Here is an 18,437-nt window from a genome sequence, read left to right as displayed (position 1 = left end):
TATAATGAGTGAAAATGATAAAGTAAACACAGGCCATAACATTGAAGATAGGGAACTAATTAAAAATGCAAGAAAACCTGAAGGTGAACTCGGCCATAAGATTCTTGATAGAATGAACAGATCCCATGAAGCAATGGCACAATGGGGAGTAAGCCATTTTGAGATTCAAAAAGACTCAAAAATATTGGATATCGGTTGTGGCGGTGGAAGAAACCTTGAAAGATTTGCCTCACAGATATCTGATGAAGGCAGGGTCGTCGGTATAGACTATTCTGAAGTTAGTGTCGAAAAATCCATTGAGTTAAATAAGGAAGCTATCGATAAAGGTATTGTTAATGTTTTGCAGGGATCCGTTTCCGACATGCCGTTTTATGATGAGACATTTGACATTGCAACAGGTTTTGAAACAATTTACTTCTGGCCGGATTTCATAAATGATTTAAAAGAAGTCAACAGGGTTTTAAAGAAAGGGGGATTAGTATTTTTCTGCAATGAGGCCGTTTACAGAGAAGGGGAAATGGAAAAATATGATGACCTGGTTGAACTGCTTGACATGAAAATTTACTCTGAAGATGTTTTAAGACAATCCCTTGAAAAAACGGGATTTGGTGATTTTAAGGCATTTGTTAATGAAGAAAATGATTGGATTTGCATAACTGCAAAAAAAATCTGATTTTCTTTATATTTTCATTATTAACGAAAGATTTATATATTATTAAAACATAAGTTTATTTGTTGTTAGTTTTCATGCGGTGTTAGTCCAGCCTGGTTAAGACTCTAGCCTGCCACGTTAGAGACCCGGGTTCAAATCCCGGACGCCGCATTTTTTTATATGCAGTTGTGGTATAGTCTGGTTATTACTTGGGCCTTCCAAGCCTACAACCCGGGTTCGAATCCCGGCAACTGCATCTTGAATTACATACTTTTTTTAAAATACTTATTTTGTTTAAAAAATACTCTATTTTTAGTTACTTTTATATAATAATAGAAATATAATATTAATAATTAAATTGATTTTTAATTTATGTTAAGATTATAATTTAAGGTGATTTAATGGTAGGAATAGTAGGATATGGGGCACATGTGCCATCATATAGAATAAAGGTAGAAGAAATTGCTAAAGTGTGGGGAGATGACCCTGTTGCTTTATCAAATGGATTGGTTGTTAATGAAAAATCCGTACCTTCTCCTGATGAAGACACTGCGACCATTGCAGTAACTGCTGCAAGATATGCTCTTGCAAGAGCTCAAATTGATCCGTCAAAAATTGGTGCTGTTTATGTTGGTTCCGAATCACATCCGTATGCAGTAAAACCTACCGCTTCAATTGTTGCAGAAGCGGTTTGCGCAACTCCAAAATTAACTGCTGCCGATTTGGAATTTGCATGTAAGGCAGGAACTGCAGGAATTCAAATGACAATGGGTCTTGTCAAATCAGGTATGATTGAATACGGATTGGCTATTGGTGCTGATACTTCACAAGGAGCACCTGGTGATGCTTTGGAATACACTGCGTCTGCCGGTGGTGCAGCATATATTATTGGTGAAGACAATACAATAGCAGACATTAACCATACTTGCAGTTTTACAACAGACACTCCTGACTTTTACAGAAGGGAAGGTCAGAACTACCCATCTCACGGTGGACGTTTCACAGGTGAACCGGCTTACTTTAAACATGTATTGAGTACAGCAAAAATGCTGTTTGAACAGACTGACTCAAAACCTGAAGATTATGATTATGCATGTTTCCACCAGCCTAACGGTAAATTTTACTTAAGGGCAGGTAAAAAATTAGGATTCACATCAGATCAAATTAAACAGGGATTATTAACTCCAAATATTGGAAACACTTACTCTGGTGCTGTACCTTTAGCTTTATCTAATATTTTGGATGTTGCAAAACCTGGGGATAACATATTCGTCATCTCATATGGTTCAGGTGCCGGAAGTGACGGTTTTTCAATAACTGTTAAGGATGAAATTGAAGAGAGAAGAGAATTGGCTCCAAAAACACAAAGCATCATTGACCAAAAAACATATGTTGATTATGCGGTTTATGCTAAATTCAAAGGTAAAATTAAAATGTAAGGGGGCTTTAATATGAGAGATGTTGCGATTATAGGAGTTTCACAAACAAAATTCGGCGAATTATGGGATTCATCATTTAGAGATTTGATTGCTGAGGCCGGAGTAAAAGCTTTAGTCGATGCAAGCATTGACGGTAATGACATTGAAGCAATGTATGTTGGAAACATGTCTTCAGGACTGTTTGTAGAGCAGGAACACATTGCCGCACTTATTTCCGACCACGTAGGTCTTAATCCAGTTCCAACCACAAGAGTGGAAGCTGCCTGTGCTTCAGGTGGTTTAGCATTAAGGCAAGGAATCATGGCTGTTGCATCAGGTTATCATGATGTGGTAATTTCTGCCGGTGTTGAAAAGATGACTGATGTGGTTGACGCTACCCCTGCTATTGCCACTGCATCTGACCAGGAATGGGAAGCTCAGCAAGGTGCTACTTTCCCGTCACTCTATGCGATGATAGCAAAAAGGCACATGCATGAATACGGAACTACCCGTGAGCAGCTGGCACAATTTTCTGTAGTAAACCACAAAAACGCATCCAAAAATCCGAATGCCCAATTCCCATTTGAAGTTTCAGTAGATAAAGTTATTAACTCTACAATGGTTGCAGATCCATTAACTCTTTTAGACTGCTCTCCTGTAAGTGACGGAGCAGCTGCAATTGTTTTGGTTCCTGCTGAGGATGCAAAAAAATATACTGATACTCCAATTTATGTAAAAGCTTCTGCACAGGCTTCTGGAACTTTAACATTACATGATAGAAAAGATATCACTACCATTGAATCTACAAAAGTTGCTTCCAGAAAAGCTTATGAAATGGCAGGAGTAACAACCAAGGACATTGATTTGACTGAAGTTCATGACTGTTTCTCAATAAATGGACTTTTAGCAGTTGAAGATTTAGGATTTGCCGAAAAAGGTAAAGGTGGAATAGCTATTGAAGAAGGTCAAACCGAAATTGATGGTGATTTCCCGATCAACACTTCCGGCGGTCTTAAGGCACGTGGACACCCATTGGGTGCTACAGGTATCGCTCAGGCTGCTGAAGTCGTATGGCAACTCAGAGGAGAAGCTGGAGCAAGGCAGGTTGATGGTGCGGAAATCGGTATGACTCACAACATTGGAGGAACCGGTGGTACTGCAGCTGTACACATATTCGGAAGAGATTTGTAATCTCTTTTACTTTTTCTTTTTTTTATGATAATTAATACTGGTTCAAGAACTGATATTCCGGCTTTTTTTAGTGAATGGTTTTTAAACAGAATTGAAGAGGGTTCGGTCTGTACTCGAAATCCCTACAATGATGACATTTACAGATATCCTCTTGATTCCAAAATAATTGACTGTTTGTGCTTCTGTACGAAAAATCCAAAGCCTCTTTTAAAAAACATTGATTTGTTGGATGATTTCAATCAATTCTGGTTTGTAACTATTACTCCATATGGGGGAGATATAGAAAGGAATGTTCCCAGTTTCAAACACGTTATTAAAACTTTTAAGATATTATCCGATTATTTGGGAGTAAATGCAGTATCGTGGAGATATGACCCCATTTTCATCTCTGAGAAATATTCTCTAGATTATCATATTGACAAATTTGAAGAAATGTCCTCGCAGTTATCTGGTTATACCAATGATTGTACTATTAGTTTCATTGACTTGTATCAAAAGGTTTTAAGGAATTTTCCTGAAGTAAGCGAGGTCACAAGGGATGAGATGCTGAAAATTGGTGAAGAATTTTCGATGATTGCCGAGAAGTATAATCTTCAAATGAAAACCTGTGTTGAAGGCACATTGCTTGACCAGTTTGGATTTGATTCCTCTGGATGCATGACCAAGCAGGTCATTGAAAATGCTATTGGAAGTAATTTGAAAATCCCTAAAGGGAAATATAGGATTCGTGATTGTGATTGTATATTTGGAAGGGATATTGGAGCATATAATACTTGCCTTCATGGGTGCAGATATTGCTATGCAAATTTTTCAACTAAGCTGGTTAAAAGGAATTGGAAACTGCACAATCCAGATTCTCCGCTTTTAATTGGTGATGTTAAAGATAGTGATGAAATAAAAGAAGTTAATGAGCCAAGTTATATTGAAACTCGTGAAAAAGTTGTACCTCTTAAGAGTACTTTCCAATCAACTTTGTTATAGAATTTTAAATTAGATATTATTATTTTTTTTGGAAGAGTCGGTTTTTGTAAAAATTCTGAATTTCATTATCATATGGTATTCCAATAACAAAAAAATTAGTATAATTACTTAGGGGAAATTAAATTTTTCCCCTAACAAATTAAAGTCCCAAAAATAGTGATACCGTGAATACAATAATCAGCAGCCAGGTAACCAGTTTGAATTCTTTTGCTTTGCCGGTAGCAATGGATGCAACTGCATAAGTGATGAATCCCCATGATATGCCTATTGTGATGGAGTATGTTAAAATCATCATTATGGTAGTTATGAATACGGAAGAGGCCATAACCATGTTGTTCCAGTCTACCTCTTTCAATTGTGCAGCCATCAGTATACCTACAATCACCAATGCCGCTGCTGTCACTGAAGAAGTGAATAATGATAAAACTGTAGGGGCAAAGACAAGTGAAAGCAGGAAGAAAATACCTATAAATATTGCTGTTAATCCTGTTCTGCCTCCCAGTTCAATACCTGTTGCACTTTCTACATATGCATTTAATGTTGATGTACCTAAAACGGCACCGATGAGTCCACTAATTGCGTCTGCGAGGAAAGCTCGGCCAATACCATCTGCATTACCATCTTCATCAATGAAACCACACTGATTTGCTAAAGGAATTAATGTTCCTGTAGTATCAAAGAAAGTCACAAACAATAATGAGAACAGGATTGTGAGTAAGTTAGGGATGTTGGAAAATAATTGGCTAAATCCTTTTGTAAATGCACCGACTAGGGACACATCAAAGTTAAATGAAATAAAGTGTGTCGGAATAGATGGCATTAAAGCATTTCCAGTACCAAATCCAAATAATGTGAAAATCACTCCTAAAATTGATGTTATTACTAAACCAAGAAATACTGCTGCAGGCACTTTTTTAAGGTATAACACTAAAGTAAGCATGATGCCGATAATTGCTAAAAGTGCAGGGGCAGATGATATATTGCCCATTCCCACTAAAGTAGAAGAGTTGCCTATAATAATTCCAGCACCTTTTAAACCGACAAATGCTAGGAAAAAACCAATACCTGCACCAATTGCAAATTTCAGGTCAAGGGGGATTGCATTAAGAATTGCTTCCCTTAAACCGGATATGGTAATCAATATAAAGAGTATGCTTGAAACAAATACTGCCGCAAGCGCAGTTTCCCATGTGTTGCCCATACTTATAATGATTGTATATGTAAACACAGGGATTATTCCCATGCCTGGTGCAAGGCCAACTGGGTATTTTGAAATAAGCCCCATAATAATGCAGGAAATTCCTGAAGCAAGAGCAGTTGCAAAGAATACTCCTGTTGCAGGCATTCCTCCTTCAGATAGCAATGCAGGGTTTACACCTAAAATATAAGCCATAGCTAAAAAGGTTGTTAAACCTGCCAGAAACTCAGTTTTTAAATTTGTATTATTTTCGTCCAATTTGAAAAATTTGGTTAACATGAAACCATCCGATATCTAGATTTATTTAGAAATTTATCATTTATATATATTTTATTGACATATAATAATTTTTTCTAATCCTTCAGAATTGGCATAATAATTTATTCATTGTTTAATAGTCATTGAATTAATTTTACAATAAGTTATAGATAATTCCGGATATATTATGCAACCAACAAAAGGAATCAAGAAATGCATAATACTGATTTTTTACTATTAATTTGAAATATTAAAGATGATGATATTGTTAGGGAAGTTTTAGAGCCTCATGATATTGATACACAAACTAGATTATTCTAATCATATTTTTTATAAAAATATTTCATTCAATTCATTATGTAATTCATAAAATATGTACTTTAATTATTTGAAGTACTTCATTTAGATATAGTTAAAAAAATTACTTCACTTGAATGAAGCACTATAAAAAAATGAAGAATAGAGTTCAACTTCAAATGAATGAAGTTATAAATTCACTAGTCAATTATCCAAGTCCTGCGGGAAAATTCCTCGTGGTATTGTCTTTTTTCTTCTTCAGAGAAAATATAATTTTCATATTTTGAATAATCCTTAGACTGATAAGTATAATGCACATTCAATGTAAGGCTTTGTGAATACGGTTTCCATAAATTCACTTAAAGCAATAGAAATATTCTTATAGAATTCACCATTTCAATGATTTAATGATATGCCTTACAAATAAGAAGTTTAAAACACTTGCAATTGATTTTCCAACAGACAAACCTGCCCAAACACCGATTAAACCCCAACCGAGCAATATTCCAAATACATATATAAATACATTTGTACATATTATTTCACGTATTATTGTCCAGGCCAAACTTGTTGTTCCTTTCCCTATTCCCTGATAAAAATAACTAGATGTTAATCCAATACTTATAAAAGGCAGACATAAAGTTCCAATCTGAAGAAAACCTGCAATTCCTCCAATCAAATGTGAAGTTTCAGGAGTGAATGCAAGTATACTTGCCAGGGGATTGGCAAATAAAATAAAAATAATTAAAAATAATGTTGCCAAAATCATGGACATTTTTGATCCGTAAAGATGGCTTCTTGATAGATAATCCTCATTTTTGGCACCGAAAGCGCTGCCGGAAACTGTAGTAACTGTTGTGCCTATAGCATTTATAGGTAATGTCGCAAAGGTATATAATCTTTGAGCTGATGAAAATACCGCAACCCCATAATCACCGCTAATTATTGAAATAAATATTAAATACATGCTTAAAGCAATATTTTGTATAATCATTTCCATTGATGAAGGAATAGCGACCTTTAAAATGTCAAAAGATATTTCAGAGTCAAATTTAAAAGTTTTAAAGTTAACATCAACGTAGGTGTCTTTCTTAATGAAAATCCAATATAGCATAACAGTTAATGCAATAAAACAACTGAACACTGTTGCAATCGATGCACCTGCAGAACCAAGATTCAGGGTATAGATGAAAATCGGATCAAGTATTGTATTCAGTATTACAGCAAAACCAATGCCATACATTGGTCTTTTCATGTCTCCCTCGCCCCGCAGTATTCCAGTCAAACCAATTGTAAATACCATTGCGGTCAGACCCAAGAATAATGGAGTTCCATATTTCAGACCTTCATTTAAAGATCCACCGCTTGCACCTAAAAGAATCAGCAAGGGTTTTTGTAAGAAAAACAATAATAATGTTAAAATTATTGACACTATTATTAAAATTAAAATTGAATGCATTGCCGACATATTTGCGCCATTATGATCCTTTGCACCTATAAAACGGCTAATGCTGCTTGCTACACCGGTACTGAGACCCAGACTTATTCCAAGTAAAATCATGAAAAAAGGATTAAGAAAACCAATGCCTGCGATTGCAGTTTGTCCCAGGCCAACAACCCATATGCCATCAACAAGATAATAACCTGCAACGAAAAGCATTGCAAGCATCGTTGGCACAGATAACTTTTTAATGGCTTTTTCTGGTTCACCTCTAATTAGATCAATATTTTCTTTGGTTTGTGCATTATTTTCCATAAGTTATCTCCCGATTAAGTCAAATCAGATGGAAATCCTTGGAATTAGTTAATTTCATCCACTCAGTTGTTTCATTTAATGGAGTTTAAATTCGAAGACATGTCATCATTAATGATTTTTGATAAAACTGAAATATAAACATCTTTGAAATCATTTATCATCTTATCAGAATATTTGTTTGAATTTGTAAATACTAGCCTGTAATCGGTACCGTTTTGATAAACCTGAACAAGAAATTCTGTTAAAGAATCTTGGAAGCTATTAATGACTTTATTATAAATTTCATGAGATTCAGCATCGTCAATAGTATTGAAGTCATCTATAATCCAATTTGGTATAAATTGGAATAATATATTGACCTCAAAATTATATTTCTGATAGAGCAGTAAAATTGGATAATAACTATATCTTAATGCCTCATAAACGGTATCTGCCATTTGTTCCATGAATGAACTGATGCTTTGATTTTTACAATCTGCTATTATTGGCATTACATTTGATGTCATTCCTATGAAACTTTCAGGGAATCTGTCACGTCCGTTTTCAATCATTGTAAATAAAACCTTATCCCCATCTGAAAACTGGGATAATGTATAGGCAAATATGCTTGTGAAAAATACGTTTTCACTTATCCCTGCTTTATTTAAAAATGATTTGAATGCAGCTTTGTCAAATTCCAAATCATAAACTGAAGAACTATATCCTTCAGGCAAACTGTCCTCTCTTAAAACACCCACATCATCAATATTCGATAAAATAGGCTCATAAAATTCACCTGCTTCATCAAACTTTTCGGTATTTTTAATTTGATGTGTAAATGCTGATGTTTTTAGGAATGTATCGTCAAAAGCAACATCACCACCATTAAGAAGGGTCATGAAGTCCTTCTGGAATACTCCTGCAGATATTGCATCAAAAATAATATGGTGAATCCAATAAATCAAGTAATATGAATCTTTATTTTCAACAATCAGGAACTTGGACAGATAATTATATAAATCAAAACTTTCAGAAAAGAAATCTATAATGTTATCCTCACCCGCATCAGTTTTCACTGAAATTGGAGGTTTTGCACCTTTTACCAAATATGGATATTCTCCCTTAAACAGTCTGATAATGGTTCTAAGCATATTATAAAGTCCTCTCACATCCGCTCCATGTGCCTTAATCAGATTTATAATTTCATTTATTCCGTATTTTTTAGCTGTAGTCATTAAGTCTTTAAGCAAATCCAAATTGCTCATGTCAATATTATCATTTACTTCATATTCATCACTTAAGCGCATGCTTAAAATCGGATGGGCATCCAATAGTTTATCCAATGATTCAAGTATATTTTCAAGACTGTATTCCTTAGGGATAGAAATATAACCAGGAATATGATAGGCATTCTTTTTATTATAAACATTCACATCTGCAAACACATTAATCTGTGCTGAATTCAATGGACATCCACTTTCCAATGAATAAATGTCCAAATCAAAAGAATAATCGGACATGTTTTTTGCAATTGCTTCGGGAGTTCGGAAAGCGAAAATATCTGCCATGGTCACGTCATGTGAGGTTATATAAGACAGTAATCTGATTGCAGTAAGTGAATCTCCGCCTAAATGTATGAAATCATCGTAAATGCTAACTTTTTCTATCTTCAATGCCTTTTCGAAGGCTTCAACAATTTCTTTTTCATTTTCATCTCTTGGAGCAACATATTCTGCATGCAAACTAGTTTTATCTACATCAGGCAAAGCACGCTTATCGACTTTACCATTGACATTCAATGGGATTTCGTCTAGTTTTACTACATATGATGGAACCATGTATTCTGGTTTGTGTTTTAAGACATATTCACGAACATAATCAACTAAATCCTCTTTTAAATCTTTAGATAAAGTAACATAGGCTACTAGTTCATTGTTTGTGTTGTTTTTGCTAATTTGGACTGTCACATCTTCAATGTTGTCCATCTTTCTTATCACTGATTCGATTTCAGTGAGTTCCACACGATTTCCTCTTATTTTTACCTGGCCATCACGACGGCCGATAATGCCGTAGCTTCCATCTGGAAGCAGTCTTGCCACATCGCCTGTGCAATATAATCCACCATATTCTTCATTGTTTTCAAATGGATTACTCATAAATGCTTTAGAGGTTTCTTCTTGTCTATTTAAGTAACCGTCAGCTAGTTGAATACCCGACAGATATAATTCTCCGACTGCTCCAATCGGCACTCGTCTAAATTCTTTATCCAGGATGTATGCTTTTGTATTGTTTTGTACATACCCCACACTGCTGTAATCGATTTTGTTTGTTGTATCTGCACTGATCACATATACGCAGGCTTCGGTTGGTCCATATGCATCAACAATCCTGTAATTTCTGATTTCATCTATTTGCCCTAATTTTTCTCCCCCGGCAACAAGTACTTTTAGGGATGTTTCATCAATTTGGCTTATAAATAGTTTGGCAATTTGTGTGGTTATATATGTGTGTGTAACTCCATGTTTCATGAAATGCTTATTCATTGCGGAGATATTTAATTTTATATCATTAGGAATTACGTTTAAGCAGGCACCGGAATATATTACCGAAAATATTGCTGCCATCGCAACATCAAAACCTATGGAAGCAAATAAGCCATAAACATCCTCAGGGAGAATGTCCAAATCATTAACATGGAAATCTATGAAGTTAACTAATGATTTTCTGGTGATTTTTACACCTTTAGGAATGCCAGTACTGCCGCTTGTGTATAATATGCAGGCCAAATCGCCGTAAGTATTATCCAGTTTATTTAAAGTTCTGATTTCACCGTTGATGATGTCTGATATGTTTAGAATAATGCGATCTTTTGCCAGATTGTACCCCCGTTCATAGGTTTCATCGCTGACAATGAGGACCTTGGAGTCGGTATCTTTTATCATGAACTCCACACGTTCATTAGGATGGGTATCATCCAATGGAACGTAGATTCCAGCTATTGACAGGACTCCCAAGGTGCAGAACATATACAGTTCGCTGCGCGGAACCAAAAAGCTGACCTTGTCTTGGGGTTCAACGCTTAAATCAATGAGTCTTCTTCCAATTGCATCTACAATATATGCCCCTTCAGCATAACTGTAGGAAAGGTCATTGAACTCAACCAATTTGTTTTCAGGATGCTTAGACAGATTATAATTAAAGGCGTCTAAAATATCTTCATAATCCAAATCATGCTCTGTCTGGTTATAGCTGTCTAGAAGGGCAATGTCTTCATTTGCAGTATAGTCGATTTCTTCTAATTTATCAACAGAAATTATTTGTTCTAATATTAACTTGTATGATTCAACAAATTGTTTAGCAGTATTTTGGCTGAATTTATCCAAATGGCTTACGCTAACAACAAAACCATCTTCTAAATCGTTAACAACACATAAGAAATCACTGACTCCATCTGCATCATCTCTAAATACTATTTCATCACCAATCTCAAATTCATTTAAATCATGATTATACTCGAAAATAACATCATTGTTTAAATCAAACTCTTTTGCAAGCAATCTGAATGGATAGATACTGTTGGTCATTGATTTTAAGATTAAATCAGAAGTATAATCTACATAATCTGCAACGGATCTATTTTCACAGTCAACAATAACTGGAATTGTTCTGATAAACATTCCCCAAGCATCCTGCAGGTAATCTTCATGACGCCCATGTTCAGTAAAGTTATAATAAACTTTATCGCTGCCTGTGAAACGTGAATATGTGTATGCAAATACGGCATTCAATAAATTGTTAACAGTAATATTATTTTTCTTAGTGAACGATTCAACATTTTCACGAATGCCTCTGATAGGAAGGCCAACACTACCAATTTTTCCATCAACATCTCTTAAAAGGTATTGGACTTCATCAATATCTGCGAAATTGTCCTGGAAGAATTTTTGGGCAGATTCATATTTGTTGTCATATTGTACTTCAAATGAATCACGACTAGCGTAAACAAAGCCCAGATCAATTTCATCATCTAATTTGCCCATTAAGGCTAGTTCTAATCCTTTATTGATAAGTGTGGCAGTAGTTGCATCACTAATGATGTGATGCACATTATAGATTATGGACTTGTCGGCTTCGCTATCCACAATTATAAAAGCAGCTAAAGACTTATCCAAATCAAATGGCTTGATGAAATCGGAATAATTTTCATCCTTAGCTATTTCAATAGATGGATAACTATCACAAATTAAAAGAGGCATATTTGCAGTATCTAAAACACGACCTTTTAAGATAGGATGTTTTTTGATTAAAGCATGAATTGCATCTTCAATTTCGCCGATTGTATAGTTAGAATCACAATCAAATATTCTAGGGTTTGAATAAGCCAAACCTTTTTTATGAACTTTTTCGTCTAGATAGATACCTAATTGGGATTCAGATAAACAGCAAACAATGTTATTATCTTTGAATTTATAATTGCCAATGAATTCAAGTTCAGATTTAATATTTTCAATGAATTTGTTGAATTTATCGCCAATATAGGTATTTCCCGCATATTGCCCATTAATTCTATATGAATTTCCATCACGAAAAACATTGAAGGTAATGCCGTAGGTTTCTAAACTGTGTTTATAAATGTCTGTTTCCTCACTGTCCAATAATGATTCTGGAATAATTGATTCAAACAATTCATTTTTAAATGAAAATTCACTGCTTAAGAAATTGAAAGTGACTGGGCAGTGTTTGAATTCCAATTCTTTTGTTGTATAGATTAATGAATAATAATTCAAACCCAAATTATTGGCATCGTTAAATGCAGATTTAATATTATAAACATCATTCATTAAAGAAACATCACTATAATCATTGTTTACATCGACTAATATAGGATATTGGCTAGTGAACCAGCCGACTGTTCTGTTAATCTTTGCAATGCTTTCATCACGGCCATATGTCTCACGCTTGAATATTGCGTCTTTGCCATAGGTCTTATTATATGCTCTTGCAATTGCTAAGGCCAAATATTCCTCTTCAGACAACATCAAAAGATTATCAATATCATAATTTACATCAACATCAAATATAAATGGATTTGCATTGCCCTTAATAGAGGAATCATCCAATAAATCATTGATTTTAGTCCAATATCGTTTTTCCTCAGGTGAAATGTCATTGACCAGATTTTTAATGTCTTCTACCCAATTTTTGTATGGATATGGTCTTTGAAGCCCTATTTCTTTTCCTGCTTTTAGATTGTTGTAGATATTGGTTAAATCTGTGATTAAAATGTCCCAGCTTACGCCGTCTATAATCAAATGATGAATGATAAACATAAGATATGATGTGCTTTTGTGATGAATCAAATTAATTTCAATTAAGTTGCTTTCTACATCTAAAGAATTAAGTGATTTTATAAATATGTCTTTTATTGACTCTTCAAAGTCATTTGAAATGTTATATTCATTTATTTCACAAATCTTGCTATTGATAGGCAATATCTCTTGAATTACATCCCCATTCTCACCTAAACTGTAATCTGCACGAAGCATATCATGAACATTGCATAACTCATTGAAGGACTCCTGTAGGGTGTCTATGTCTAATTTTTCATTGGATTTTAAAATGTAATATTGTGAGAACTTATCTGAAGTGACTTGGTCAAAGAAATATTCCTGGATTGGAAGTAAATCTACAGTACCCTCCACTGCATCATATGAAATACTTTCCACAATTTGGACATTTTGTGCAATCCGACTTGGGGTTTTATAGTTCAATATGTCTCTAGCAGTGCAGGAGATATCATTTTTCTCCAAGATTGATATAACGCGAATGGCAGTGATGGAATCTCCACCTAAACGAACAAAATCATCATTTACGCCAATGTCCTTTTGATTAAATACATATTCGAAAGCCTCGGCAATATGCTTTTCAGTTTCATTTGCTGGGGCAACGTATTCATCATGCAAACTTTCCAAATCAACTTCCGGCAATGCAGACCTGTTGACTTTACCGTTAACATTTAAAGGAATTTCATCCAATTCAATTACAAATGAAGGTACCATATAGTCTGGTTTGTATTTAGTTACATAATCACAAACGGAATCTTTAACATCGTCAATTTCATGAGATAGAACTACATAGGCGACCAATTCATTGTTGGAACTGCTTTTAATAGTTTGAACTGTAACATCACTAACATAATCCAATTTCCGAATGACTGATTCAACTTCGGATAGTTCCACACGGTTTCCTCTTACTTTTACTTGCCCATCACGACGACCTACAATGGCTAACGATCCGTCAGGCAAAACCCTCACCAAATCTCCAGTACGATACAATGTATTATAATCCTCTTCCTCATCAAAAGGATTTTCAACAAAAGATTTTATTGTTTCCTCTTCACGGTTCAAGTATCCATCAGCAATCTGATAACCTGCCAAGTATAATTCACCTGTGGCGCCACAAGGCACACGTCTTTTCTCATCATCCAAAATATAAGCTTTGGAATTGTAATTTAGCTTACCTACAGATGAGTAATGAATTTTATCTGAATTGTTTATTGAAGAAATGAAGTTGTTTGCCTCACTCGGACCATATTCATCCACCAATTGATAATTTTTTGGACTTTCAATTTCTCCAAGCTTTTCCCCGCCGACAAACAGATAATCCAGTGATGAATCATCAATTTCATGCATAAAGAGTTTTCCAACAGGGGTAGTGATGATTGTATGTGTTACATTCTGTTCAATGAAATAATCATTGAGTTTATACATATTGTATCTGATTTCTTCAGGAACCACTGATAAGCAAGCTCCAGAGTAAATTGCCTTGAATATTGACATTACGCCAGCGTCAAAGCCAATTGAAGCATACAATCCATAAACATCACTACTATCTAAACAGAATGTTTCGCCATAGTAGGTTGCCACGTTAAGAATAGCTCTGCGAGTAATTTTTACACCTTTAGGAACTCCAGTAGTGCCGCTAGTATATAGAATGGAAGCAATATCTTCATAAACCACAGGTAAAGAAGATAAAGATTTTATATCTTCCTTAAGGATATCAGAGATGTTTAAAATGGAAATGCCATCAGACAACTCTTTTGCACGTTCATAAGTTTTATCACTGGCAATAATCACCCTCGAATCTGTATCTTTCATCATAAAGGCGATTCGTTCGTCAGGTAGTGTATCATCTAAAGGAACATAAACAGCACCTACAGACATACAGCTCAAAATACAGAACATGTACAATTCAGAGCGAGGAACTAAAAATCCAACGCATTCTTGAGGTTTGATGCCTAATTCCAGAAGTTTCTTGCCTATTGCATCGGCTACATAAGCGCCTTCAGCATAGGTGTAGGAAACATCATTGCAGGAAACCAGCCTGTTTTCAGGATATTTGGAAAGATTGTCATTGAACGCATCAAGAATATCATTCCAAACCAAAGGATGTTCTGTCTTGTTGTAGCTGTCCAAAAGTTCAATGTCTTCTGTGGAAATATAATCGATATCTCCAAGATTTTCTTTTTTCAAAAATTGAATTAACACTTCTTTGAATACTTTAACGAATTGTGTTGCAGTATGTTGGCTAAATTTGTCCAAATGACTTACTGTAATGAGAAAACCGTCTTCCAAATCATTAACAACACATAAAAAGTCGCTGACCTTGTCTGCATCATCCCTAACTACTATATCATCACCAACTTCAAATTCATTCAAATCGTAGTTATATTCAAATGCAACGTCATTGCTTAAATTAAATTCTCGTGCAGTCAATCTGAATGGATAAATACTGTTGGCCATTGATTTCAGGATTAAATCAGCCACATCGGTTACATAATCATTAACGGATTTATTTTCACACCCAACAATGACAGGTATAGTTCGAACAAACATGCCCACAGCATCCTGCATGTAATCTTCATGACGGCCGTGTTCAGTAAAGTTATAGTAAACCTTGTCACTACCTGTGAAACGTGAATATGTATATGCAAATACGGCATTCAATAAACTGCCCACAGTAATGTTATTGTTTTGTGCGAATAATTCTACATTTTCACGAATGCCTCTGACAGGAAGGCTGACACTGCCCATTTTTCCATTGACATCCCCTAATAAGTACTGGATGTCATCAATATCAGCGAAAGTATTATGGAAGAATTCTTGAGCATATTTATATTTTTCATCGTATTTTGATTCAAATGAATCATGGTTGGCATAAACAAAGCCATAATCGATAGCATCATCCAAATTACCCATCAAAGCATGCTTTAATTCATTTTTAATGATTGTATGACTAGTTGCATCACTAATCATATGGTGGATATCATAGAATGCAAATCTGCTGTCTTCACTATCTACAATGAAGAAGCGAGCTAAGGATTTATCCAAATCAAACGGTTTAATCAAATCAGGACAATCCCCCTTGTCAACCATTTCAACAGTTGGATAACTGTCGCAAATTAAAAGAGGCATATTTGCAGTATCCAAAACACGACCTTTCAAGATAGGATGCTTCCTGATTACAGCATGAATGGCATCTTTAATTTCATCAATTGAATTATCCTGACTACATTCAAGAATTCCGGTAGTTGAATATGCAACATCTTTTTCATGTACCTTTTCATCTAGATAGATACCTAATTGGGCTTCAGATAAACAGCAGACGACATTATCATCTTCAAATTTATGATTGCCAATGAATTCCAATTCATATTTAATATTTTCAATAAATGCATTGAATTCATCACCAATATATGTGTTGCCTGCATAATCTCCGGTGATTTCATATGAATTGCCGTTGCGCACAACATTGAATGTGATTCCATAAGATTCCAAATCCTGTTTCATTTCCTCATAATCGGGAGATGATTCTGGAATAAATGATTCGAACAATTCATTTTTAAATGAAAATTCACTGCTTAAGAAATTGAAGGTGACTGGACAAGGTTTGAATTCCAATTCTTTTGCTGTGTAGATTAATGAGTAATAATTCAAACCCAAATTATTGGCCTCTTTAAATGCAGTTTTGAGGTTATAAACATCATTCATTAATGAAACATCATCATAAGCATTGTCCACATTGACCAATATTGGATACTGGCTGGTGAACCAGCCGATTGTTCTGTTTAATTTCGCGATGCTTTCATCACGACCGTAGGTCTCACGATTGAATATTATGTCTTTGCTATATGTCTTTTTATAAGCTCTTGCGATTGCCAAAGCCCAATATTCCTCCTCAGACAACATCAAAAGACTATTGATATCATAATTCGCATCAACTCTAAATGCAAATGGATTTGCATCGCCTTTTATAGAATAATCATCCAGCAAAGCATTTATTTTAGTCCAATGTTCTTTTTCTTCAGGGGAAATGTTTCTAAGCAAATCCTTAACATCATCCACCCAATTTTTATATGGGTAAGGTCTTGAAAGACTTATCTGTTTTTCAACCTTTAAACTGTTGTAGATATGTGTCAAATCGGTGATTAAAATATTCCAGCTTACTCCGTCAATGATTAAATGATGAATAATTAACATGAGATAGGAAGCATCATTGTGATGAATCAGATTAATTTCAATTAGATTGTCAATATTCAATGAATTGAATGATTTTATGAAGATTTCTTTAAGTGACTCTTCAATGTCATCAGAGATATCATATTCATTTATCTCGCAAATTTGATTATGCACAGGCAATATCTCTTGATTCACATCCCCCTTTTCATCAATGTCATATCTTGCACGAAGCATGTCATGAACATTGCACAATTCATTGAAAGACTTCTGCAAAGTATCTTTATCCAATTTTTCATTGGATTTCAAGATGAAATGTTGTGAGAAATTATCCCTATTGATTTGATCAAAGAAAAATTCTTGGATAGGAAGCAAATCTATTGAGCCTTCAACTGCATCATAAGAAACACTTTCAATGCTTTGAACATTTTGTGCAATCAGATACGGAGTTTTATAATTCAATATATCTCTAGCGTTGCAGGAAATGTCATTTTTCTCTAAAAGTGAAATAACACGAATTGCAGTGATAGAATCTCCACCCAAACGAATAAAGTTGTCATTTAATCCAATGCCTTTTTGATTAAACACAAGTTCGAAAGTGTCAACAATATGTCTTTCAATTTCATTTGTTGGAGCGATATACTCTTCATGCAAAGTACTCAAATCCACATCAGGCAATGCAGATCTATCAACTTTACCGTTGACATTCAAAGGAATGGCATCCAGTCTGACAACAAATGAAGGAACCATATATTCAGGTTCATTTTCACTTACATAATCGCAGACAAGATTTCTAAGTTCATCATCACCAATATTCTCTGATGAAACAACATAAGCCACCAATTCATGGTTAGCTCTATTTTTGATTGTTTTGACTGTAACATCCTCTATGATGTCCATATTTCTGATTGTAATTTCGACTTCTGACAGTTCCACACGGTTTCCTCTCACTTTTACTTGACTGTCCCGACGGCCCACAATACCGTATGTTCCATCAGGCAACATCCTTGCCACATCACCGGTGCAATACAATCTGCCATATTCCTCATTGTCTTCAAATGGATTGGTCATGAATGCCTTGGAGGTTTCTTCTTGTCTATTCAAGTAACCATCAGCTAGTTGAATGCCGGACAGATATAATTCGCCAACCGCTCCAATAGGCACACGTCTGAATTCCTTATCCAGGATATAT

The 18,437-nt window shown here is 34.9% G+C and carries 8 protein-coding genes and 2 tRNA genes; 6 read left to right on the top strand and 4 right to left on the bottom strand.

What is annotated here, in order from left to right:
* Nucleotides 1-4 precede the first annotated feature (4 nt).
* The 6 genes from ACJMLO_RS07245 to ACJMLO_RS07220 all read left to right on the top strand — a co-directional run bounded on the left by ACJMLO_RS07245 (nt 5) and on the right by ACJMLO_RS07220 (nt 4,242).
* The gene (locus tag ACJMLO_RS07245) at nt 5-673 is read left to right on the top strand and encodes a class I SAM-dependent methyltransferase (protein ID WP_405295365.1); all 669 of its coding nucleotides are present in this window, start codon (nt 5-7) and stop codon (nt 671-673) included.
* A gap of 76 nt (nt 674-749) precedes the next feature.
* Nucleotides 750-823 (top strand) — tRNA-Gly (locus ACJMLO_RS07240).
* Between the two features lie 11 nt (nt 824-834).
* Nucleotides 835-908, top strand: a tRNA-Gly gene (locus ACJMLO_RS07235).
* A gap of 145 nt (nt 909-1,053) precedes the next feature.
* Complete coding sequence (locus ACJMLO_RS07230; protein WP_405295363.1) at nt 1,054-2,091, top strand: hydroxymethylglutaryl-CoA synthase; 1,038 nt, start codon at nt 1,054-1,056, stop codon at nt 2,089-2,091.
* A gap of 12 nt (nt 2,092-2,103) precedes the next feature.
* Nucleotides 2,104-3,261 carry a thiolase domain-containing protein gene (locus ACJMLO_RS07225; RefSeq protein WP_405295361.1) on the top strand — a complete coding sequence of 386 codons (1,158 nt, stop codon included), beginning with the start codon at nt 2,104-2,106 and terminating at the stop codon, nt 3,259-3,261.
* 24 nt (nt 3,262-3,285) lie between these two features.
* Complete coding sequence (locus ACJMLO_RS07220) at nt 3,286-4,242, top strand: DUF1848 domain-containing protein (protein WP_405295359.1); 957 nt, start codon at nt 3,286-3,288, stop codon at nt 4,240-4,242.
* A gap of 139 nt (nt 4,243-4,381) precedes the next feature.
* Here the strand turns inward: ACJMLO_RS07220 and ACJMLO_RS07215 are convergent, their stop codons facing one another.
* The 4 genes from ACJMLO_RS07215 to dltA all read right to left on the bottom strand — a co-directional run bounded on the left by ACJMLO_RS07215 (nt 4,382) and on the right by dltA (nt 18,430).
* The gene (locus ACJMLO_RS07215; RefSeq protein WP_405295357.1) at nt 4,382-5,719 is read right to left on the bottom strand and encodes an NCS2 family permease; all 1,338 of its coding nucleotides are present in this window, start codon (nt 5,717-5,719) and stop codon (nt 4,382-4,384) included.
* Between the two features lie 476 nt (nt 5,720-6,195).
* Nucleotides 6,196-6,354: a hypothetical protein gene (locus tag ACJMLO_RS07210; protein ID WP_405295355.1), complete on the bottom strand. Its 159-nt coding sequence runs from the start codon at nt 6,352-6,354 to the stop codon at nt 6,196-6,198.
* Nucleotides 6,355-6,383: 29 nt separating this feature from the next.
* Nucleotides 6,384-7,751 (bottom strand): MATE family efflux transporter, encoded by a 1,368-nt coding sequence (locus ACJMLO_RS07205; protein WP_405295353.1) that lies wholly within the window; start codon nt 7,749-7,751, stop codon nt 6,384-6,386.
* A gap of 71 nt (nt 7,752-7,822) precedes the next feature.
* Entirely contained in the window at nt 7,823-18,430 is a 10,608-nt protein-coding gene (dltA, locus tag ACJMLO_RS07200) for a D-alanine--poly(phosphoribitol) ligase subunit DltA (RefSeq protein ID WP_405295390.1), read from the bottom strand.
* Nucleotides 18,431-18,437 lie beyond the last annotated feature (7 nt).

Origin of the sequence: Methanobrevibacter sp., assembly GCF_045120835.1 — an archaeon.
Lineage (GTDB): Archaea > Methanobacteriota > Methanobacteria > Methanobacteriales > Methanobacteriaceae > Methanocatella.
The sequence above is the reverse complement of the archived record's forward strand: the minus strand, read 5'-3'. Positions and strand labels throughout refer to the sequence as shown.